This window comes from Nostoc sp. (assembly GCF_036919615.1).
Lineage (GTDB): Bacteria > Cyanobacteriota > Cyanobacteriia > Cyanobacteriales > Nostocaceae > Nostoc.
The window spans coordinates 74,341-94,609 of record NZ_JBALCN010000059.1; the positions used below are offsets into that span (position 1 = coordinate 74,341).

Consider the following 20,269-nt stretch of genomic DNA (forward strand, 5'->3'; position numbering starts at 1 on the left):
TGGGGCATGGGGAGTGCTGAGTTAGAAGTAGAAACGCGATTAATCGCGTCTGTACAGGAGTTAGAAGTTATTCTCCTTGTCCTCGCTTCTCTCCAATCCCCAGCGATCGCATCTGCCTTCATCAGATCATCCCTACTGATCACGGATAATGGTCAAACCTAAAGCTTTGTAGGCACTCAGCATATTATTAGATACTGTAGGTGCTGTTACTAAGTAAGTCAGGGCGCGAATGGACTCCACTAGATAAGGAGCAGCCGTGTCCAATTTCTCTGCTGTCACTAATCCTACTACCTCAGCCGATCCAGCAATCATGGCTCGTTTGACGTGAGCTTCGTCTAGGTTAGGTACACTAATCCCAATCTCTGGATGCAAACTGCAAACTCCCAACATACACAAATCTGCACGAATCATCCGTAATGTCTCAATCGTGACAGTACCCACGTTTACCAAAGCTTTTTTGTAGAGTTGTCCACCTAACATCACAACTTCTATATGGGGATGTTCTGCTAAAGCAACGGCGATTGGCGGACTATTTGTGATCACTGTCGCTTGCAAATCTAGGGGCAAATGACGTGTTACCTGGAGAGTTGTCGTACCTCCATCTAAAATCACCACCTGTCCTGTACAAACTAACTTTGCTGCTGTCCGAGCGATCGCTTCCTTTTCTTTTGGCGCTTGCTTTTGGCGATCGGCATAACTAGCGGTGGCTGGAGATTTGAGCAGCGCTCCCCCATGAACGCGTTGCAATAGTCCAGTTTCTGCGAGTTCTCGCAAGTCCCGCCGAATTGTATCCTCAGAAACCTTGAGAATAGCACTAAGTTCTGTTGAAAGTACCTTTTTATCACGACGCAGAATTTCCAAGATGAATTGTCGTCGTTCAGCAGTTAACATAATTAATTTTCCGGAAATTGCGTTTTTGAACTTGAAATTGCACGTTTGTGAGTTTATACTTATTGATATGCAAGTCTCTGTACGGTAATCCGTAACTTCAATTGAATTCAAGCACATTCATGCACAATTGCATGTATTGATTTTGGCTTTTGATGAAATCACACGGTTCCACAATGGTTCTGAGTGGTTGGCTTGAGCTTGGATAATTGTTGCCCATCGGGGTTTTAACAATTTTTTTGTAGTGCGATCGCGCGTTCGATCTGTTCAAATTGTTTTTTATTTAATCAAGAAACCATGACTATTATGAATTCCCAATTTCCAATTGATCTCGGTGCTTACAAACCTTTAGCGCTCAATCCCGCAAATTCCAGCCTCACCGCTGAACAACGAGATACTCTCAAAGCGAATATTCAACTTTGCCGAGATGCGATCGTCTTTTTTACAGCGACTGGCGCTGCTAGCGGAGTCGGCGGTCATACTGGCGGGCCATACGATACAGTCCCAGAGGTGATGATTCTCGATGCCTTTTTCCGGGGAGCATCGGAGCAATTTGTACCGATTTTCTTTGATGAAGCAGGACATCGAGTCGCCACGCAATATCTGATGGCAACATTGCATGGTGATTTACCTGCCGAGCAACTTTTACGTTATCGGCAAGCACATTCCAATTTACCGGGACACCCGGAACTAAAACTAACTCCTGGTGTGAAATTTAGTTCTGGGCGCTTGGGCCATATTTGGCCTTACATCAATGGTGTGGCAATGGCGAATCCAGGCAAGGCTGTTTTCTGTCTCGGTTCTGATGGTTCGCAGCAAGAAGGCAATGATGCCGAAGCTGCTCGCTTGGCTGTTGCTCAACATCTTAACGTCAAGCTGCTCATTGATGACAATGATGTCACGATCGCTGGACATCCTTCTAAATATTTACCTGGTTTCAGTGTCGCCAAAACCTTAGAAGGTCACGGCTTAAAGGTACTTCAAGGAGACGGGGAAGACTTAGACGATTTATACCGTCGCCTGAGCGAAGCTGTGAATACTCCCGGAGCGATCGCTCTGATCAATAAACGCCCGATGTGTCCTGGTATTGAAGGTTTAGAAGGTTCCATTCATGGCCATGATGTAATTCCTGTAGATTTAGCAGTTAAGTATCTAGAATCTCGCGGACAAACTGCGGCTGTCGAATACCTTAAAAGTATTGAAAAACCCAAACAAACATATACATTTCTGGGTTCTAGTGACAAATGGGGCGCTAACCGTAGTGTATTTGGTGAAGCCGTGGTGGGTGTCCTCAGTCGCATGAGTGAGGCAGAGCGTAAAGAAAAAGTCAAGGTTATTGATAGCGACCTAGAAGGCTCCTGCGGTTTGAAGATAATTCATGAAACATACCCAGAAATATTTATTTCCTCCGGCATTATGGAACGGAGCAACTTCTCTGCTATGGCCGGATTCGGGATGGACAAGGGCAAGCAAGGTATTTTTGCAACCTTCAGCGCCTTCTTAGAAATGTGTATCTCAGAAATCACGATGGCACGGCTGAACTATTCCAATGTTCTGTGTCATTTTTCCCATGCGGGTATAGATGACATGGCAGATAACAGCTGCCACTTTGGTTTGAACAATATGTTTGCTGATAATGGCTTGGATGATGGCTACCCAACACAGTTGTACTTCCCGGCAGATAATAATCAAATGACAGCTTGTGTAGAAGCTGTGTTCTTTGAGCCGGGACTGCGGTTTATTTTCTCCACCCGTTCCAAAGTGCCCAATATTCAGGACAGCAACGGCAATGACTTCTTTGGAAGTGGCTACAAATTTGTTCCTGGTAAAGATGAGGTTATACGAGAAGGGACGCAAGGCTACATTATCAGTTTTGGCGATGCTCTCTATCGTGCCGTTGATGCTGTAGAGCGTCTTAAGCAAGAAGGGTTAGACATTGGTTTGATTAGCAAAACAACTTTAAACACCATTGATGAAGAAATGATTACCAAAGTTGGTAACGCTCCTTTTGTGCTTGTAGTAGAACCTTTCAACCGTCGGACAGGCTTAGGTAGTCGTTTCGGCTCTTGGCTGCTAGAGCGGGGGTTGACTCCCAAATATGCCCATCTTGGAACTTATAAAGAAGGTTGCGGCGGTTTGTGGGAACAGTATCCATATCAAGGTATCGATCCAGTCGGCATCATCAATAAAGTGAAGGAGTTAGTTGGAGAAAGATAATAGTTGCTAATTATGCAGATGGGGTATTGGTTCGATTTTCCATGCCCCATCTGCTATACCCAATCCTCTATTTGAATTGGGTTTTGGGTAAAGGTTGACCAAACTCTATTACCTGGGGATTGGGAACATTGGGGATTGTTGGAACTGGAAATTCCGACATCCCAGAAGGAGGAATGTTATTCAAGTTATTGGGTTGATTTGGGAAAGAAGGAGGGGGAAGAATTAAACCAGGTTGTTGAGAAGATGTATTAGGAGCTAGGGGAGGTACAGTGATAAGAGGCTGCTCTGAATTAGTAGTAGTTGTTGAGGGCAATTCATTTGATATAGGCGGAACGGTGAGTAAAGGCGCTTGTAAATTAGTAGTAGTTACAGGTACGTTACTAGGCGGCTGTGGCTTATCCGGTGTTTGAGGTTGTTTCTTGGGTGAAGGTGGAGAATTTCCTGGTTTCACGGCAGTAGTTTTACCAGAAATAACCGGACGTAATACCCAGCGAGTGGAGTTTTTTCGGGAAACAGGTTGCAGTTGTACCCGTTTGGGATTAAAAACAGTCCCTGGTGCTAAATCTAAGACAATGCGGGTGTCGTTCTGATTCAGTTGAGAAACGCGAATGCTTTTGATTGCTCCAGAATAATTTTTTTGCGTGGTAATTTTGCCCAACTTAGTATTCGGTAAATCTACAACCAGACGAGAGGGTTGGGCTAGGTAGAAATAACGGGGGGTTGTGCCTGCTGAGAGGGTGATTTCGAGTTGCTGTGTCTTGGGGGAAAAACGCCAATTATTTAGCTTTGCTACTGGTTTAGCGGCAGTAGTGCAAGTTTCAAGGGCGATCGCTGCACAAAAGCCCAATATACTGATGCTAAATAGCTGCTTGCGCCATTGGCAAAATTGCCTAGTCTTTAGTCCCTGATCCATTCTTTTTATCTGCTCCATAAAACCCATACAATGCGCTGACATTGCTGTTTACTTCGCGCTTTAAATCCCCACTCCCCACTCCCCAATTTATAACTTCTGAGATTTTTCCTCAGCTTTTTGGGGGACTGCGGTAAATCTCAGAGTTTGGGGAATGCCACTTACGGTTAATTGACCTGTCATATTACCTTTATCCACAAGTTGCATTTGAATTGTGACTGAGTTCAGAGGATCATTTTGGGGGCGAGGAATATTACAAAGGATTGATCTGCCAACTTTTCCAGATAAATTTAACTGTTGATTTCTGAAGATACCTGCCAGAGAGTGCTTTTCGTCAGTATCGGCGTTAGCGTTTGCCGATAATACAGAGGCATTTAAGTAAATACCTGACTGTTGAATGTTTAACGTTAGGGTATCCGATTTTTCACAGTTCGGCAAATTCTCTGACAGGGTTAGACGATAGCGGCCGTTAACTGGAGGAGGAGCCTTGAGATTGTTTTCCCCATAAACACTTACAGTTTTAAACAACAGTAGTACTGAAATTATTGCTACTCCGTAAAAAGCCAAAGATTTGAACTTGAAATGATTCATAATTTCAACTCCTCAATGTTGGCTCTTGACTACTAACCTCAGGAAGCATAGAGGCAAGGTGAGCGGTGACTTGACTGTAGCGGCGGGTAATCAGCAGGGAGGAACGACATTGGATGGCTAGTTGATCTGTGTATCTTCCCAAGGTTTGGCGCTCGATACCCCAAGCGCGGCTGGTGCCAGCAATAGTTAGGTCAACACCTTCTGAGGCTTGAATTACGGCTTGGATTGGTTCTGCGGCTTCGATAATTTTGATTTCAATGCGATCGCGTACACTGGTGGGCAATTGCTCCATGATCGTGTGCAGTTCATAATTCAATTCTTCTTTAGTATTATTTGATACTATCTGTAATATCTGCAACATACAAGTCTCACGATTGATTAGCAGTCTCAGAGCTAGTATTAGTGCTAAATCATCATGGATATTCGCAGAATAAGGTACCAATAAACTTTCTAATCGCTCTTTGCCTTTATCTATAAACACTGCTACATCCACTGGTGCAGTGGTAAGCATTTGTCCAACTCGTCCACCTAAACGATTACTACTAAAAGCTGGCCGATGCCAGCCCACGAGAATTAAATCAACTTGTTCTAATGTGGCAATCTGTGCTGTTTCGCGGGCAACATTGCTGGATATGCGAACGATAGGATGCACACAAGAACGAGTTTCTGGCGGTTCGAGAGTATTAATCAATTCTTCTAATTGGTGGCGGCGCTGGGCGATTAATCGGTCTGCTTCGACTGGGGTACTTTCAAAGGCATAGTCTTCTTGAAATTCAATCAGGCTGAGGGGGTTAACAACGGCAGGATATCGGTAATTGAGAGCGATCCCTACAGCAGGCTGCGCCAACGCTACTGCCAACTGTACTAAACCTTTTTGCGTACTTGGATTAGCCACTGGCACCAAAATTCGGTAGGCACGAGGGGAAGCTTCACTGACAGCAGAGGTGTCTATACCTGTTTCTGCTTCCAACTGTGGCTTCATGATATCTAACCTGATCAGCTTTTTCGGATATGTCCATTCTAGGAGTGGCGAGGTCATGAAGGTAGTTACCAATGCCATAATTACCAGCATGGTAAATATTAAGGGGGAAATTACCCCTAACTCTAGACCAATGTTTAGCACTATCAGTTCAGTCAAGCCGCGAGTATTCATTAACCAACCGAGTGCCGAGGCTTCCCGTTTACTAATGCCACTCACACGGGCCGCTACATAAGTGCCAACATATTTGCCTGCGATCGCCACTCCTAAAACCAACGCACACAAAAGCCACAATTCGGGACGGTTGAGCAGGCCAATCTGCGTCTTTAAGCCACTGTAGGCGAAAAATATTGGCAGCAAGAAGATAAGGACAAAATCTTCAGTTTTTACTGCCAATTCCCGCACTAAATCTTCATTTTTGGGCATGGCGGCTCCCAGTAAAAATGCCCCAAAAATTAAGTGAATACCAATTAGTTCGGTGATTAGTGCCGATGCAACCACGCCCATATAAATCCCAGCTAGCAGCAATTGGCTGAGGCGTCCTGCACGGAGGTAGTGTTTGGCAAGGCGTTTGAGGAACCAACGTCCCGCTGTCAACATCAAGCCGATGTAGACTATGCTGGCGATAATTGTTGGTATGGCACCAGCAAAGTTACCAGTTCGAGCTACAGCGATCGCTACTGCCAAGAGACACCAAGCTGTCACATCATCCACCGCAGCACAAGTTAACGCCAACGTTCCTAAACGCGTTCCTTGTAAATTGTTTTCAGTAATGATTCGCGCCAACACTGGAAAGGCAGTAATCGACATCGCCGCTCCCAAAAACAAAGCGAAGGCGGTAAAGGATACACTTGCATTGGAAACTAGGGGATAAAGTAGCACCGCTAGCAATGTTCCTAAGGAAAAGGGCACCAAAATACTTACGTGAGAAGTTAAAACCGCTACCTCTAATTGGCCGCTGAGGTATTTGGGATTTAGTTCTAGCCCAATCAGAAACATGAAAAATATTAGTCCCATCTGAGACAAAACATTTAGAAAAGGAAAAGTTTCTGGTGGAAACAAGGTAACTGCTACATCGGGAGCAACTAAACCAAATAAAGATGGGCCAAGCATAATCCCGGCGACAATCTCACCAATTACCAGCGGTTGCTTAATGGAGCGAAATCCTAGCCCTACTAGCCGTGAAAGTCCAATAACAATCAGCACCTCAACCAGAACGAGAATAACTATGTGCATGGTTTCCTCAAAAGTAACTATCTGGTTTTTCTAAGATGATTCTTTAAAAGACTGGAAAATGTCAAGCTTGTTAGATACACCCCAATACAGTTCAGTTAAATATTTATTTCTCTTTGTGTCCTACCCTATGGTCAGCCACTTGATGTCTATGCGTTCTTCTGGTGCGTCTGGTACCTGAATGCAGGTCGTTCAAACAATTGACTTTGATAAGCAGTTTTAGCCTTAACCCAAGTGTATTATACATGGAAGGGTAATTTGTGCTTCATTGTCATGTCAATTGTTGTTACGATGCAGTTGCAACCGTGAAACATAAATTCTAATGATTTTAGTAGCTTAATCTAGAATAACTTCCGAATTAGTGATATCAAGAAAATTATGTAAGAGGTAGTCAGTTTGTAATGACATTTAAAAGCCATTACAAACAAATTAGCAGTTATATCCAGAGTCAAAGCAGAAAATTTTACCCAATTGCTAGGTGATTAATTTTATATTTAAATTTGCTTAAGCTGAAGATTTATCATAGCTTGTACCTTGCAACAAAAAGGCAATCAGTGGTGATGCCATGAGCGTAGTAATGACTGCCATAATAACCATGATAGTGAATAAAGTTGGAGTAATTATACCTTGTTCAAGACCAATATTGAGGATGATTAACTCCATCAAGCCACGAGCATTCATCAGAGCGCCGATAGTTGCAGATTCCCGCCAATTTTCCCCTGCCAATTTTGCAGCTAACATACAAGCAATACCTTTACCCAGAATTGCGATCGCAATAATTAAGAGCGTAATACCCCACAAAGTAGGTGTGTTTACCAATCCAATTTGAGTGTTCAATCCAGAGAAGACAAAAAACATTGGTAGCAAAAAAGAAGTAGTTAAAAATTCTGTATGTTGGCGAATTTGTTGGGCAAATTCTCCGCGTGGTGTCACTGCTCCCAGCACGAAAGCACCGAATATTGCATAGATGCCTGTGACATCGGTAAACCATGCACAAAACATCAAAATTATCAACATTAAAGTTAAGGTTTGTCTGTTCACACCTGCATCGCGTTTTGTCATGCGTGTGAAGGCTCTCAGTAGAGGTTGACCGAGAAAAATCGCAAATAGCACGTAGCAAATGCCCCCACCAATTGCTAATATGGCGATGCTCACAGAATTTTTCACACTTGCAAGCACGATCGCTAGCAAACACCATGCAACTCCATCATCTACCGATGCTGCACCTAAAGCCAAAGTACCGAAGCGGGTTTGTGCAAGACCGCGTTCGTAAAGAATGCGAGCTAACATCGGAAAAGCCGTAATTGTCATTGATGCACCTAGATACAAAGCAGCTGACCAAGGCATGACTTTTGGTTGAAAGAAATCGCCATTATGATAAAACCAAAAAGAAGCGATCGCTCCTAAAATAAAGGGAGTAATAATCCCGGCAGCAGATAGCAAACTTGCACTTTTGATATGATGTTTTAAGAGTTTGGTGTTGAACTCTAAACCAATTAAAAACATATAAATTACCAACCCAATCTGGCTGATAGCATATAAAATCGACATTGATGGGTTGGGAATCTTGTCTCCTAAAGAAGTAATGATAGGAAGTTTAGGAAACAACCATTGCTGAAAATCTGGTGCAATCAAGCCCAAAAGTGATGGCCCTAGCATTACACCTGCGATCATTTCGCAAACAACATCAGTTTGACCAAGATAGCGGCGTCCTAAAATCGTAACGATGCGACAAGTGGCTAAAATAACTGTGAGTTGCAGAAATAGCTGAATAACCAGATCAAAATTTGACATTGCATTTCCTTAATTTGCGTCTCTGCATTGAACTAGGGATTATGGATTAGGGACTCTTTACTAACACAATTTTGATGAGGATTCAACTTCCAACCAATGTTCATAGCGATGCACACAACTGTAGGTCAATACAACATATTGCATTCAAACTCAAACCGCCATATATGATTTTTTAAATTTGCTATAGCACTCCTAAATCATTCGTGAGATTTGTGAATTCTGTTTTTGTTCTGTTTTCCTTGGTGTACTTAGCAGCTCGTCATCACCCAGATTTCTCACAACTCAGATAGGATTGCTATATTTAATTGTTGATTTTTGATTACAGCAATATTCAGGTAATCAAAGCATAAGGTAGGGGCGCACAGATGTCATAGGTGTCAACTTAAGCTCAAACACTTAATTTCCCGTCTTTTAGATCCCCCAACCCCCTTAAAAAGGGGGCACTCGATTCTAGTTCCCCCCTTTTAAGGGGGGCTAGGGGGGATCTAAAATCTAGGTGGTACATCAAAAAATTGTCAAATGCTTATCAGGCAATGCTTTTGCATTAAATTGACACCGATGACAGATGTGCTCCCCTACAAGGGATTGTGGTTCAAATAGATGAAAAGGCTGTAAGTAACTAGGTGAACAAAAATTGAATATTTAGAGTATTTGAGGTTTTAGAACCATTCCCCACCCCGGAAACGCCAACGGAGGAAGATAATTCGCATCAGACTTTGTGAACTAATAAAAACTGCTAGCCACACAATACTATAGTACAATAAAAAAACTGCTAACGGTAGTTCTTCTTTAGGTAAAGGTATTGGTAAAAAGCCAAACAGTTTTACTCCACAGAACACAAATATTAATTCCCATATACCAGCTAAGAGTTGATAAGCTGCGGGCCAATCCCTGTCCCAGCGGTATTTTTGAAGATAGTTATAAAGCACATCCCAACCTAAGCCAAAGACGGCGACATAACCAAGTATCCAAAAATAAACCGAGTTAGCACTAGAACCAATCAAACCAATTGCAAAGGGCAAAGACACAAGTACGCCCACCGTTGCAAGTAATAATAATCGAGTTTGCCAACGACCAAATAAAGTTGGTGTCATAAGAGTTAGGAGTTAGAGACGCGATGAATCGCGTCTGTACAAGAGTTAAGAGTAGAGACGCGATGAATCGCGTCTGTAATTAACAAGAGAGAAGTTAGAGTTTTTATAGATGGATTTTCAAATGGATGTTATTAAAAATTCGGCAAAATTGTGGTGCTTTTTGCAAAAATGGCCAATACGAAAATATCGGCTTGCCCAAAGCACTAACACATCTATATTATTAGGATGGTTTAAGGTGATAATCAAATTGAGAATGGTAAGCTGCATTGGCAAAGCCTGCTGAATGTATCGCATCCCAATTGATCACATCTTCTAACAAAGCCTGATAACCTAGTGTATTGGGATGAAGACCATCTTCACTCAAGCGTTTGAGCCGCCAATTTTCACCGTGTTTCATCCATTGCTCAAAAATATCTAAATAGGGAATCTGCCGTTTCGTGCAAGCAATTCGAGTTGCTTCTTTATAGCGGTACTGGTCGGCATGATTATAGTAAAAACAATCTAAAAATGGCATCTTGGCTTCATCCACTGGCACCATACCCACAAATAATACAGGACATAGTTGCTGTGCTAAATCTAGCAGAGAAGCAATTTCCTTTTCAAATACAGTAAAATTTGTGTAACTTCGGCCATCGGGACGTGCTAACCGTGCTGAGTCATTCACGCCTACGGATAAAATTATCAAATCAGGAACACGATTTCGCAGTTCACCCCGGTGGCGAAATTCTACTTCTAGCCTTTGTGCTACTTGTTGCGTGCGATCGCCTCTTACCCCTAAATTATAAAGAACGTGACCCGCACTATCCGGCAACATCCACCATCGCCGTAGTTGCTCTATCCAGCCTCCTTTTTCTGGGTCGCCGAATCCATAAATTAAGCTGTCCCCCAGTGCGACAATCTTCATTGGTTGAAAGTGATTTGGTGGTACAGACACCTGCATTGAGGAAGAAGCTAGAAATGTGTGCATTTAACAACTATATTTTATATCTTTACAAGATTCTATACATTTCTATACCATAGATGGCTATGTTTAGTGTTCAGCATATATGGGGTTTGTACTTGTTGATATGGTTGCAAGCTTAATATTGCCACATTTGAGCCTTTGAGGTGAAATTTGTAGTTTAAAAGCTCAAGTTTGGGGTTTGGTACTGAAAACGGCTATGCGATGTCTACGACGGGCTACGCTTACGCACCATGTTTTAGTCTATTTTAGGTATGGGTGAGCGATGTCTACGATGGTCACTGAGCTTTGTTGTACCACTTTGTGGAAGCAAGCTACGCGCAATGTCTCGTAGAGAAGTGCGAGCTATGCCTACGCACTTTGTTAATAGACTTCTTGCAAAAGTCCCTAATACCCCTCCCTGCAAGCCTAACGTGTATACACAAGTCTCAAGTAGTTGATAAATCTCGGTTTTACCCCACCCTAACCCTCCCCTTATAAAGGGGAGGGAACAACATTTTTTCTGTTTCCCCCCTTTATAAGGGGGGATTAAGGGGGGTAATAAGACTTGTGTATACACGGTAGCCTTTTTAAGGGGGGTTAGGGGGAATCGAGGTTTCAGGTTTTGAGTGTGTAAGTCTTGAGGACGCAAAGATTGCAAAGGAAGAAGTTAAAGGAGTTTGGGGTAGAATCTAAGCAAAATTTACTTGCTTGCTTAAGAAATCCTGGAAGGTGGAATGATAAAGACTGTAGCGAATTTCTCCATCAATTTGTTGGAGTGTTAAAAACTCATGCCAATTTTCCAGAACTTCTTCAACATCGTATTCATCAGCATCAATCGCACTAGCAATTACTTCTGCTGATAAGGGTAATGAAACTTGCACCAACACACTCAGCACAAATGATTTCAATTTCCTCTCAAAAGTTGGCGAATTAGGGGGAATCATCTTGTGCAAATGCTGTTGATAATACGCCTCTAAACCAGGGGGAAGTCCATCAAATTCCTTAGAGATAGCAGGTAATATCTGGCTAAGGTAAAGAAAATTATTTTCGCTTTTGGTGGTTAGCTGTGCTGTGAATTCTTCTGAGTTATTGACGTATTGCCGAATGTATGCTTCGACATCTTCCTGGTTTTGTTATGGGTATTCTGCTAAATTGAGAATTTCAGAAGGTGCTTCTATCAACAAACCGGATTGTTTTCGCACATAGGGACGACGGGTAAGAAGGAAATAGACGCCACGCGGGAGATATCTGGGAAGATAAAAGAGATTTGAGCCTGGGGTTTGGTCGGTGCGGTTAACAGTATCCAAGGCATCAATAGCAATGATAAACTTTTGTTGAGGTTCTAGCTTGTCGCTGACTTGCTGAAGAAGGGAAGGTAGAGAGGTTTCTTGAGATGTCGGGTCAATTTGCGTGCAGATAGTAGAAATAAATTCCTCAGCGCGATTTTTGCCTGGGAGTTGGGCGTTGTAATAGAGAACGTGGGGATTTTCTGTGACGTACTTGGCGAGGATGACACTTTTGCCGCTACCGGGTGCGCCAATTATGGTAAAGTAACCTCGGTCATAATGCTGGAGAAAGTTGGATATGGCCGTGAAGACGAAGGCACGACCAACAAAGTTTTGACTTTTTTCGAGAATGACTTGTTGAAATTCTGTTGGGTAATAGGGGAAATTGATTGGCGTTGGGGGTCGAGGTGAAGTGTTCATACTTTTTAGACATTCTCCAATCGCAAAAAATGCACTCTCCCTGACGACTCTCCTGCCACAATTGTTACCCCATCTGCTGCAACAGCACAGCAAAGAAATGGAGCCTCTCCTGTAAAAGTAGCAATTTCTTCCCCAGTTTGAAGATTCCAGAGTTTGAGTGTGTTGTCATTTGAACCAGAAATCACCTGCTGTCCATCGGGGGTGAGGGCTACCGCATATACTATGTTGCTATGAACGTAGAAAGTACGCTCATCCTCCTCAGTTTCAAGATTCCAGAGTTTAAGTGTGTTGTCACGCGAACCGGAAATAACCTGCTTACCATCCGGGGTGAGGGCTACTGCATGTACCACGTTGCTATGACCGTGGAAAGTACGCTCATCCTCCCCAGTTTCCAGATTCCAGAGTTTGAGTGTCTTGTCATCTGAACCAGAAATCACCTGCTTGCCATCAGGGGTAAGGGCTACTGCATTTACCGAGCCGCTATGACCGTGGAAAGTACGCTCATCCTCCCCAGTTTCCAGATTCCAGAGTTTGAGTGTCTTGTCATGTGAAGCAGAAATCACCTGTTTGCCATTAAGGGTGAAGGCTACCGCATATACTTCGCTGCTATGACCGTGGAAAGTATATTTATTCTCCCCAGTTTGCAGATTCCAGAGCCTGAGTGTGCTGTCTAATGAAGCAGAAATCACCTGCTGTCCATCGGGGGTGAGGGCTACTGCTGTTATACAGCCGTTATGACCCTGGAAAGTAAGCTCATCCTTTCGAGTTTGCAGATTCCAAAGTTTGAGTGTCTTGTCATCTGAAGCAGAAATCACTTTTTTGCCATCGGGGGTGAGGGCTACTGCTGTTACCCAGTCGTTATGACCCTGGAAAGTACGCTCATTTTCCCCAATTTCCAGATTCCAGAGTTTGAGTGTGCTGTCACCTGAACCAGAAATTACCTGCTTGCCATCGGGAGTCATAGCTACTGCATTTACTAAGTAGCTATGACCGTTGAAAGTACGCTCATTTTCCCCAGTTTCAAGATTCCAAAGTTTGAGTGTGTTGTCACATGAACCAGAAATCACTTGCCTGCCATCGGGGGTGAGAGCTACTGCTGTTACTCTGTCGCTATGACCGTTGAAAGTACGCTCATTTTCCCCAGTGTGCAGATTCCAGAGTTTGAGTGTGTTGTCTTGTCATTTGAACCAGAAATTACCTGCTTGCCATCGGGGGTGAGAGCTACTGCTGTTACTCTATCGCTATGACTGTTGAAAGTACGCTCATTTTCCCCAGTGTGCAGATTCCAGAGTTTGAGTGTGTTGTCATTTGAACCAGAAATCACCTGCTTGCCATCAGGGGTGAGAGCTATTGCTGTTACTCTGTCGCTATGACCGTAAAAAGCCCGCTCATTTTCTCCAGTTTCCAGATTCCAGAGTTTGAGTGTCTTGTCATCTGAACCAGAAATCACCTGCTTGCCATCAGGGGTAAGGGCTACTGCATTTACCGAGCCGCTATGACCGTGGAAAGTACGCTCATCCTCCCCAGTTTCCAGATTCCAGAGTTTGAGTGTCTCGTCACGTGAAGCAGAAATCACCTGCTTGCCATCGGGGGTGAGGGTTACTGCATTTACCCAGCCGCTATGACCGTGGAAAGTCCGCTCATTTTCTCCAGTTTCCAGATTCCAGAGTTTGAGTGTCTCGTCACGTGAAGCAGAAATCACCTGCTTGCCATCGGGGGGGAGGGTTACTGCATTTACTGAATCGCTATGACCTGTGAGAGTGAAAAGTAAACTTCCACCAGGGGAAATTAAGTTAGATGTTAACGGACAGAACCAAGGTAAAACTTGCTGCTTTGCTACTTTAAGCATTGCTTGAATTTCCGGTACTGCAAAGTGCTGCATTCGCCCCCACAATTGCCCTGCCAGTTGCATTTTATCTTTGACTAATATATGCGCTGACAATCGCAATGCTCCTTGAATCAATTTCAGCGTTTTGACTTGCTTTGCATTATATTCTGGATTGTTTAATATTTCTGAGTCATTAATTAAATCATAATCCTCAATGAGTGACTGCACACCAAAATCAGAATGGTTGATTTTAGCATTGATAAAATCAAAATCAGTCAGTTTTTTATAAAGTGGTTTCCACTTTCCTATCTTTGCTTTAACATGAGGGTCAATGAGGATGGTTCGCTGGTCGCTTAAGGATAACTGGGCAAATTTTTCAGCAAAACTACTCATCTTCGTCCTCACCTGATTTTAGGCTTGCCCACAATTGGTCATTAGAGTCGGAAATAAGACGCTGAACTTCTTGCCAATCAATATTATTGTTCTTTTTTTCTCTTTTGAGAGTCGATTGCTTGCGGAGGAAATCTGCAAAACTTTGGTGATAAATTGAATAGTAGTCTTCCTCATTTTGTTTTTGTTTTCTCAAGAATTATAGCCACTTATTCAAAAGCTCCAAGACATCATATTCGTCTCGACCAGTAATGCGAGCAATGGATTCACAGGAAATCGGTTTACCTACCTCAACCAGTACACAAAGGATAATCGCATTTGTCCGCTTGTCTGGAGTATCCATTCCCATTTGCTTCCAATGCTGTTCATAATAACCCTGAAGTTTCTCAGGTAATTCTTCTAAACTTAAGTCTTGATAATCTCCTCTAGCAATACTTGGTAAGACATAGTACAGATACATAAAATTGTTTTCACTTTTTTGTGCTACCTGCTCAATAAAATATGGCGGCTGAATCTTGCGTTTTTGAATCCATGCCTTCAAACCATCATGCTCTGGCTCATCATTGATACATGTACTAATGTACTCTTTCACATCTTTTCGATTCCAGACTTCATACTTATTTGCTGTTAAATCCAACTGCTGCTCTGGAACTTCTTCAGTCAACAAGCGCTTTTCATTTTGTGCATAGCGTCGCCTAGTTAGCAGAAAATATATGCTATCTGGCAGATTTTTAGGTAAATCTAAAAGATTTCCTGACCTTGGTTGTTCGACTTCATCGAGTGCATCAACCACAATTACCAAGGGTTCACCAGTTGCCAGCTTTTCATTTACTTTCGTCAGCAAAGTAGGTAAATTATCATTATCTGCATTCTGTAACTGATAGCGATTAATCAGTTGTTGACGAATACTTTGCAAAAATTGGTCTGGTGTGTTGCGACCTTCTGCTCGAATATTGAAGTAGCAGATAGCTTTGTATTTAGATACAGATTGGGCTGTGATCGCACTTTTCCCCATACCCGCATCCCCAATCACGGTAAAATATCCTTTGGGATGCTTTTTAAGGAAATCATCAAATTCGTCAAATACAAATTTACGACCGCAAAATGCCTTAGTTTTTTCTTCAATTAGTGTTTTAAACTCATCTGGATAAAGCGACTGTTTTAGAGATTCTGTAAATGTCTTCCGGTGTTCTTGAAGTTGTACATTAGTTAGAATTTCTCCAGGATTTTTAGAGCGTTTTGCCACACTGACAAAAAATTGATGAAATTCCTTAACTTTAACTAAGTCTATTTTTGCTTGTTGTGCCTCATCATTTAATGTATTCCATTCCTCATTATCAATAGCCAATGCTTTTTCTGCAAAAGCCTTATAAAAAGTTTTTTTAATCTCTTTATTTCTAAAAAAATTGAGTATATCATCAGCTTGAAATACGCCATAGTCTACCAAAGCATAAGTATAAACACCTTCAAAATCTTTGGGAGGCTGTATTGGAGCAAGATTTAAACGTTTTAAAACTTTAATAATATATTCGTTACGTTGAGCCTGCTGGATACCAAGGGAAACAGTAGCAGGTGCAACAGCTTTAATAGCATTAATTACAGATACGGGGTCAATATTCATCTTTCCTGGAGTGAGAACAGATTGTGATACCCTTACCTTATCGCAGATTCACTTAGTCAAATTACTTGCAAGCTCACACATTGGCGCAAGATGTAATGTAGAGTTATGTGTGGTGCGATCGCTCACCTATATTAGCTCACGAGTTATCACAACTTCATTCGCCGTCACACTGAATGTAGAAGCTGTTGTTACCAACATCGCGACATTCATCATCAACATCACGACATTCATCATCAACATCGCGACATTCATCATCAACATTGCAACATTTCGGTATAACCTATTTCCCAGTCCCCATTCCCTATTTTCCAGGCGGACATAATTGCTGCACTCTTTGGGGAAGTTGCCGACACATCTGCTGGAATCCTTGAGGATTAAATTGCCACCAAGCAAATAATCCCAAACTTGTACCCCCCACAAGCAACGCCAACACTCCCCCCAGCATTACCAAACGTTTATCCCGCTTAGGTTTTGTAATTAAGGTTGGTGGGATTTCTGGGCTTATAAATGGTTCCTCTGAAAGATCCAAATCTAGATCCAAATTTAGATCCAAATCTAGATCCAAATCTAGCAGCGATCGCGAACTTTCTGTCAAGGAAATTGGTTCTTCTTGTTCCTCTTGTTCTTCTTGTATTTCTGCTTCTATAATCTCTTCTGGCAACGCCGGAGTCACAGGTACTAAGTATTCTGGGGAGACACGGTAATAAGTGAGAACAACCGACGTATTATCACGCCCATTTTTTTCGTTTGCCAAGTTAATCCAGTTGCGGACAGCATCTTCAACTGTCAGTTTACCTGTTAACACGGGTATTGCATAATTTTGCCAAGATTGTTCTACCCAATTATTATCACTTAATCCATCAGAACACAGTAGCAATATGCCATCTTCTTCTACAATGAATCGCTGAACCTTGAGACGCAAAGATTCTGCATCTCTTGTCCCCAAAGCTTGAGTTAGGGCACTAGCATCTGGTCTCAAAAGTGCCTTTCGATATAAGCTTTTTGCAAGGCGTACTTCTCGTGTTGCCACATCATCATCTACTGTCAGTAGCTGACAATAATTGCGAGTAATCCAATAGGCACGGCTATCACCAACATTAGCTAAGTAAAGTTCATGGGTATTATTTGATTGCCACCCAGTACTCGTCTGCACTCGTTGTGGAACTTGTACTGCCATTACAATAGTTGTAGCCATGCGTTCTTTGCCTTGGCGTTTTTGTTCATTATTGCGGGCATAAATCACATTATTTACCACCCGCAAGCTTGCTTCTAATTGTTCCTGCAACAACTCTGGTGGTACAAGTACAGCTTGTTCTGTAACCTCTGTTAGTAAAGCGCGAATTTGCAACTTTACAGACTGCACTGCTAACCTACTAGCAACCTCGCCGCCTTCGTGTCCGCCAATGCCATCGCAAACAATCGACAAGTGAGGCAATAAAGGTTCATCTAAGTCACTCAAAGCATTCGGGTAGCAAGCGTCTTCATTTTGTGCCATAACTGGGCCAATATCTGTAGAGCCTGCCACCTTCAGAACTAATGGCAATTCTGCCGCAGATGCTAGTAGTAAATTATTGAGTTGAATATTAATAGCCTCTAACTCAACCTCAGTTTCACACATCTGCTGGACTATGTTCTGTAACCCTTTGGCTACTGATGCCTTTGCAGACGCTACCCAAAACTGCCAACACTCCCCCAGATTTTGTAAACTCAGCTTCTCATCTGCTGGTGTTTTGTACACTTCCAACAGTCGCACACACCAACCTTGGACTCTCAAGTTGTCTACTACCAGTAAACTGCGGCTAAGTCCCAATTCTGATAAAGGTGTCCAAAGTTGGAGAATTTGCCACAGCCAATAAACTTGTCGTACCGCTGTTGCTTGCTCCCATGCCTCAACAATAGTTGGATAGATATTTCCTGTCTCATCTATCGGCACATTTTCTAATAAGAGGATATTAGTTGTATCTCCCTCAAGGTCACTAGCAAACCCATAAGCCTGGGGCAGATGCAACCGCTCTTGATATAATCGTAGATAAGGAATTACTTCCTTTGGCAATTCTTCAGGTACATCTGGTGGCAGTCCCGGTTGAGTATCCAGCCAAATCTGGTGCTTAATTACTTCGTATCTATCTACAACCTTTGTAGTTGGTGGAATTTGAGCAGACAGTGAGCCAGTAGCCCAAAGATAGCGGTGAACCAAAGGAGTTTGACAACTGGCACAAACCCTATCTCCCATAGGATTAATCGGGCTATTACAGCCTGGATTTATACAATAAATTATCAGTTGAGTAGAAATCATAAAAGTATAAATTTAAAAAACTAATCAACTCATGAATTTCGATTAACTTTAGCTGGCAATGAATTGAAGCCTAGAATAAACTAGACTGGTGTACTGCTAGCTACACCTTGTTACTGAAATTAATCAAAATGATTGGTATAAATACCAAGTTTTGCTTTCTGTAAATAACTTACGTCTGGCTGTATCTAATCGTAGAAATGCATTTACGTCAATGTAGAGTTTAGGATGGCGCTATGCCAAGTCTTACCTTAATCTGGCTTTTAGCAGGAGCAGTTTTATGTCTAATGGAATTGTTCTTACCATCAGCGTTTGTCGCCTTCATGATGGGAATTAGCGCTTTTGTAGTAGCACTGCTGTCTGGAGTGGGTTTGGGAAGTGTATGGTTGCAAGTTATAGTTTGGCTATTACTTTCCACCACACTAGTTTTGCTTTCCCGTCGGTTTTTGCAACCGCGACAACGCAAATCGAAAATTCGGGATGCAGTCATAGCTGAAACCTTAACAGAAATTCTGCCTGGGAAAACAGGGCGGGTGCTGTATGAGGGAAATTCTTGGCAAGCACGATGTGACGATGACAAATTTACCGTACCACCCCATCAAAGAGTTTATGTAGTCAGGAGAGAAGGTACCACCTTAATTGTGATACCTGAAAATCTGTTGAATTCTTAGGCAGGAGGCAGAGTTAGTAGTTCCCCTGCTTCCCACTCCCTTGAATTTGGAGTGACATTTAATACTTAAAAAATCAGGAGATTCACAATGGAACAGTTCTTTTTGCTCGTCTTTTTAGCCCTTGGTGGTGGTGCTGTAGCAGGTTCTGTGAAAGTCGTCAATCAGGGCAATCAAGCTTTAGTGGAAAGATTGGGTAGTTATAACAAAAAACTGGAACCAGGACTAAACTTTGTCATTCCTTTCGTAGATAGAGTTGTCTACCGAGAAACTATCCGAGAAAAAGTCTTAGATATTCCTCCTCAACAGTGCATCACCCGTGACAACGTTGGTATTGAGGTAGATGCAGTGTTTTACTGGCGGATTGTGGATATGGAAAAAGCCTGGTACAAGGTAGAAAATCTCCAGTCGGCAATGGTAAACATGGTGCTGACTCAAATTCGCGCCGAAATGGGACAGTTGGAGTTAGATCAAACTTTTACTGCTCGTTCCCACATCAGTGAACTTTTATTACAGGATTTGGACGTTGCTACCGATCCTTGGGGTGTAAAAGTGACACGGGTAGAACTGCGAGATATTATTCCGTCTCAAGCAGTGCGAGAATCGATGGAATTGCAAATGTCGGCAGAACGACGCAAACGGGCAGCAATTTTAACTTCTGAGGGGGAACGCGAATCTGCCGTTAATAGTGCCAGAGGTAAAGCTGACGCGCAAATATTGGATGCCGAAGCTCGTCAAAAATCGACAATTCTGCAAGCGGAAGCTGAACAAAAGGCGATTGTTTTGAAAGCTCAAGCTGAACGTCAGCAGCAGGTTCTAAAAGCGCAGGCGATCGCAGAATCAGCAGAAATTATTGCCCAAAAACTCCACACTAATCCCAATGCAAATAAAGCGGTGGAAGTTCTGTTTGCCTTGGGTTATCTGGATATGGGCGCGACAATTGGTAAAAGCGATAGCAGCAAGGTGATTTTTATAGATCCGCGTACTATTCCCGCTGCCTTAGAGGGTATACGCTCTGTCGTTTCAGATGGTCAGGTTAACTCTAACGAGTTATTTTCTAAGCAAATACCAGGATTAGAAAATAACCGCGCTAGTTAGGAGTAGAGGTGGAGAG

19 protein-coding genes are annotated in these 20,269 nt (G+C 42.7%); 5 read left to right on the top strand and 14 right to left on the bottom strand.

Annotated elements, in window-relative coordinates:
- Positions 1-6: 6 nt before the first annotated feature.
- Positions 7-162 carry a hypothetical protein gene (locus V7K48_RS18190; protein ID WP_335074647.1) on the top strand — a complete coding sequence of 52 codons (156 nt, stop codon included), beginning with the start codon at positions 7-9 and terminating at the stop codon, positions 160-162.
- Here the strand turns inward: V7K48_RS18190 and V7K48_RS18195 are convergent.
- The gene (locus V7K48_RS18195) at positions 133-891 is read right to left on the bottom strand and encodes a DeoR/GlpR family DNA-binding transcription regulator (protein ID WP_335074648.1); all 759 of its coding nucleotides are present in this window, start codon (positions 889-891) and stop codon (positions 133-135) included. The genes V7K48_RS18190 and V7K48_RS18195 overlap by 30 nt on opposite strands.
- A 294-nt stretch (positions 892-1,185) precedes the next feature.
- Between V7K48_RS18195 and V7K48_RS18200 the strand changes: the two genes are divergently transcribed.
- Positions 1,186-3,105, top strand: coding sequence for a transketolase C-terminal domain-containing protein (locus V7K48_RS18200; protein ID WP_335074649.1), 1,920 nt, complete (start codon positions 1,186-1,188; stop codon positions 3,103-3,105).
- A gap of 67 nt (positions 3,106-3,172) precedes the next feature.
- Here V7K48_RS18200 and V7K48_RS18205 read toward each other — a convergent pair whose 3' ends face one another.
- The 12 genes from V7K48_RS18205 to V7K48_RS18260 all read right to left on the bottom strand — a co-directional run bounded on the left by V7K48_RS18205 (position 3,173) and on the right by V7K48_RS18260 (position 16,194).
- Positions 3,173-4,018 carry an AMIN domain-containing protein gene (locus tag V7K48_RS18205; RefSeq protein WP_335074650.1) on the bottom strand — a complete coding sequence of 282 codons (846 nt, stop codon included), beginning with the start codon at positions 4,016-4,018 and terminating at the stop codon, positions 3,173-3,175.
- Between the two features lie 87 nt (positions 4,019-4,105).
- A complete protein-coding gene (locus V7K48_RS18210) occupies positions 4,106-4,606 on the bottom strand; it encodes a hypothetical protein (RefSeq protein WP_335074652.1) in 501 nt (166 codons plus the stop codon).
- 4 nt (positions 4,607-4,610) lie between these two features.
- Positions 4,611-6,821 (bottom strand): cation:proton antiporter, encoded by a 2,211-nt coding sequence (locus tag V7K48_RS18215; protein WP_335074653.1) that lies wholly within the window; start codon positions 6,819-6,821, stop codon positions 4,611-4,613.
- A gap of 501 nt (positions 6,822-7,322) precedes the next feature.
- Complete coding sequence (locus tag V7K48_RS18220) at positions 7,323-8,612, bottom strand: cation:proton antiporter (RefSeq protein ID WP_335074654.1); 1,290 nt, start codon at positions 8,610-8,612, stop codon at positions 7,323-7,325.
- 659 nt (positions 8,613-9,271) lie between these two features.
- The gene (locus tag V7K48_RS18225; RefSeq protein WP_335074655.1) at positions 9,272-9,706 is read right to left on the bottom strand and encodes a hypothetical protein; all 435 of its coding nucleotides are present in this window, start codon (positions 9,704-9,706) and stop codon (positions 9,272-9,274) included.
- Positions 9,707-9,926: 220 nt separating this feature from the next.
- Positions 9,927-10,673, bottom strand: a complete 747-nt coding sequence (locus V7K48_RS18230; protein ID WP_335074656.1) for a GDSL-type esterase/lipase family protein — start codon at positions 10,671-10,673, stop codon at positions 9,927-9,929.
- A gap of 665 nt (positions 10,674-11,338) precedes the next feature.
- Positions 11,339-11,557, bottom strand: coding sequence for a hypothetical protein (locus tag V7K48_RS18235; protein WP_335074657.1), 219 nt, complete (start codon positions 11,555-11,557; stop codon positions 11,339-11,341).
- A 225-nt stretch (positions 11,558-11,782) separates the two neighbouring features.
- On the bottom strand, positions 11,783-12,355 hold the full coding sequence (locus V7K48_RS18240) for an ATP-binding protein (protein WP_335074658.1): 573 nt from the start codon (positions 12,353-12,355) through the stop codon (positions 11,783-11,785).
- 5 nt (positions 12,356-12,360) lie between these two features.
- Positions 12,361-13,422, bottom strand: a complete 1,062-nt coding sequence (locus V7K48_RS18245) for a WD40 repeat domain-containing protein (protein WP_335074659.1) — start codon at positions 13,420-13,422, stop codon at positions 12,361-12,363.
- A gap of 32 nt (positions 13,423-13,454) precedes the next feature.
- On the bottom strand, positions 13,455-14,576 hold the full coding sequence (locus V7K48_RS18250) for a beta-propeller domain-containing protein (RefSeq protein ID WP_335074660.1): 1,122 nt from the start codon (positions 14,574-14,576) through the stop codon (positions 13,455-13,457).
- Positions 14,569-14,769: a hypothetical protein gene (locus tag V7K48_RS18255; protein WP_335074661.1), complete on the bottom strand. Its 201-nt coding sequence runs from the start codon at positions 14,767-14,769 to the stop codon at positions 14,569-14,571. The genes V7K48_RS18250 and V7K48_RS18255 overlap by 8 nt, the downstream gene beginning before the upstream one ends.
- 3 nt (positions 14,770-14,772) lie before the next feature.
- Positions 14,773-16,194: an AAA family ATPase gene (locus V7K48_RS18260; RefSeq protein ID WP_335074662.1), complete on the bottom strand. Its 1,422-nt coding sequence runs from the start codon at positions 16,192-16,194 to the stop codon at positions 14,773-14,775.
- A 10-nt stretch (positions 16,195-16,204) separates the two neighbouring features.
- Here V7K48_RS18260 and V7K48_RS18265 point away from each other — a divergent pair, with 10 nt between their 5' ends.
- Positions 16,205-16,516 carry a hypothetical protein gene (locus tag V7K48_RS18265; RefSeq protein ID WP_335074663.1) on the top strand — a complete coding sequence of 104 codons (312 nt, stop codon included), beginning with the start codon at positions 16,205-16,207 and terminating at the stop codon, positions 16,514-16,516.
- Here V7K48_RS18265 and V7K48_RS18270 read toward each other — a convergent pair.
- Positions 16,496-18,490 (bottom strand): protein phosphatase 2C domain-containing protein, encoded by a 1,995-nt coding sequence (locus V7K48_RS18270; protein ID WP_335074664.1) that lies wholly within the window; start codon positions 18,488-18,490, stop codon positions 16,496-16,498. The two genes, V7K48_RS18265 and V7K48_RS18270, sit on opposite strands and share 21 nt — an antisense overlap.
- Before the next feature lie 233 nt (positions 18,491-18,723).
- Here V7K48_RS18270 and V7K48_RS18275 point away from each other — a divergent pair, with 233 nt between their 5' ends.
- Positions 18,724-19,158, top strand: a complete 435-nt coding sequence (locus tag V7K48_RS18275) for an NfeD family protein (RefSeq protein ID WP_335074665.1) — start codon at positions 18,724-18,726, stop codon at positions 19,156-19,158.
- Positions 19,159-19,245: 87 nt separating this feature from the next.
- The gene (locus tag V7K48_RS18280) at positions 19,246-20,253 is read left to right on the top strand and encodes an SPFH domain-containing protein (protein ID WP_335074666.1); all 1,008 of its coding nucleotides are present in this window, start codon (positions 19,246-19,248) and stop codon (positions 20,251-20,253) included.
- Positions 20,254-20,269 lie beyond the last annotated feature (16 nt).

Excerpts from the sequence above, each read along its gene's own strand:
- V7K48_RS18270 (WP_335074664.1), bottom strand. The coding sequence starts at position 18,490 with ATGATTTCTACTCAACTGATAATTTATTGTATAAATCCAGGCTGTAAT.
- V7K48_RS18225 (WP_335074655.1), bottom strand. The coding sequence starts at position 9,706 with ATGACACCAACTTTATTTGGTCGTTGGCAAACTCGATTATTATTACTT.
- V7K48_RS18220 (WP_335074654.1), bottom strand. The coding sequence starts at position 8,612 with ATGTCAAATTTTGATCTGGTTATTCAGCTATTTCTGCAACTCACAGTT.
- V7K48_RS18260 (WP_335074662.1), bottom strand. The coding sequence starts at position 16,194 with ATGAATATTGACCCCGTATCTGTAATTAATGCTATTAAAGCTGTTGCA.
- V7K48_RS18195 (WP_335074648.1), bottom strand. The coding sequence starts at position 891 with ATGTTAACTGCTGAACGACGACAATTCATCTTGGAAATTCTGCGTCGT.
- V7K48_RS18210 (WP_335074652.1), bottom strand. The coding sequence starts at position 4,606 with ATGAATCATTTCAAGTTCAAATCTTTGGCTTTTTACGGAGTAGCAATA.
- V7K48_RS18275 (WP_335074665.1), top strand. The coding sequence starts at position 18,724 with ATGCCAAGTCTTACCTTAATCTGGCTTTTAGCAGGAGCAGTTTTATGT.
- V7K48_RS18250 (WP_335074660.1), bottom strand. The coding sequence starts at position 14,576 with ATGAGTAGTTTTGCTGAAAAATTTGCCCAGTTATCCTTAAGCGACCAG.
- V7K48_RS18205 (WP_335074650.1), bottom strand. The coding sequence starts at position 4,018 with ATGGATCAGGGACTAAAGACTAGGCAATTTTGCCAATGGCGCAAGCAG.
- V7K48_RS18215 (WP_335074653.1), bottom strand. The coding sequence starts at position 6,821 with ATGCACATAGTTATTCTCGTTCTGGTTGAGGTGCTGATTGTTATTGGA.
- V7K48_RS18190 (WP_335074647.1), top strand. The coding sequence starts at position 7 with ATGGGGAGTGCTGAGTTAGAAGTAGAAACGCGATTAATCGCGTCTGTA.
- V7K48_RS18240 (WP_335074658.1), bottom strand. The coding sequence starts at position 12,355 with ATGAACACTTCACCTCGACCCCCAACGCCAATCAATTTCCCCTATTAC.
- V7K48_RS18200 (WP_335074649.1), top strand. The coding sequence starts at position 1,186 with ATGACTATTATGAATTCCCAATTTCCAATTGATCTCGGTGCTTACAAA.
- V7K48_RS18280 (WP_335074666.1), top strand. The coding sequence starts at position 19,246 with ATGGAACAGTTCTTTTTGCTCGTCTTTTTAGCCCTTGGTGGTGGTGCT.
- V7K48_RS18230 (WP_335074656.1), bottom strand. The coding sequence starts at position 10,673 with ATGCACACATTTCTAGCTTCTTCCTCAATGCAGGTGTCTGTACCACCA.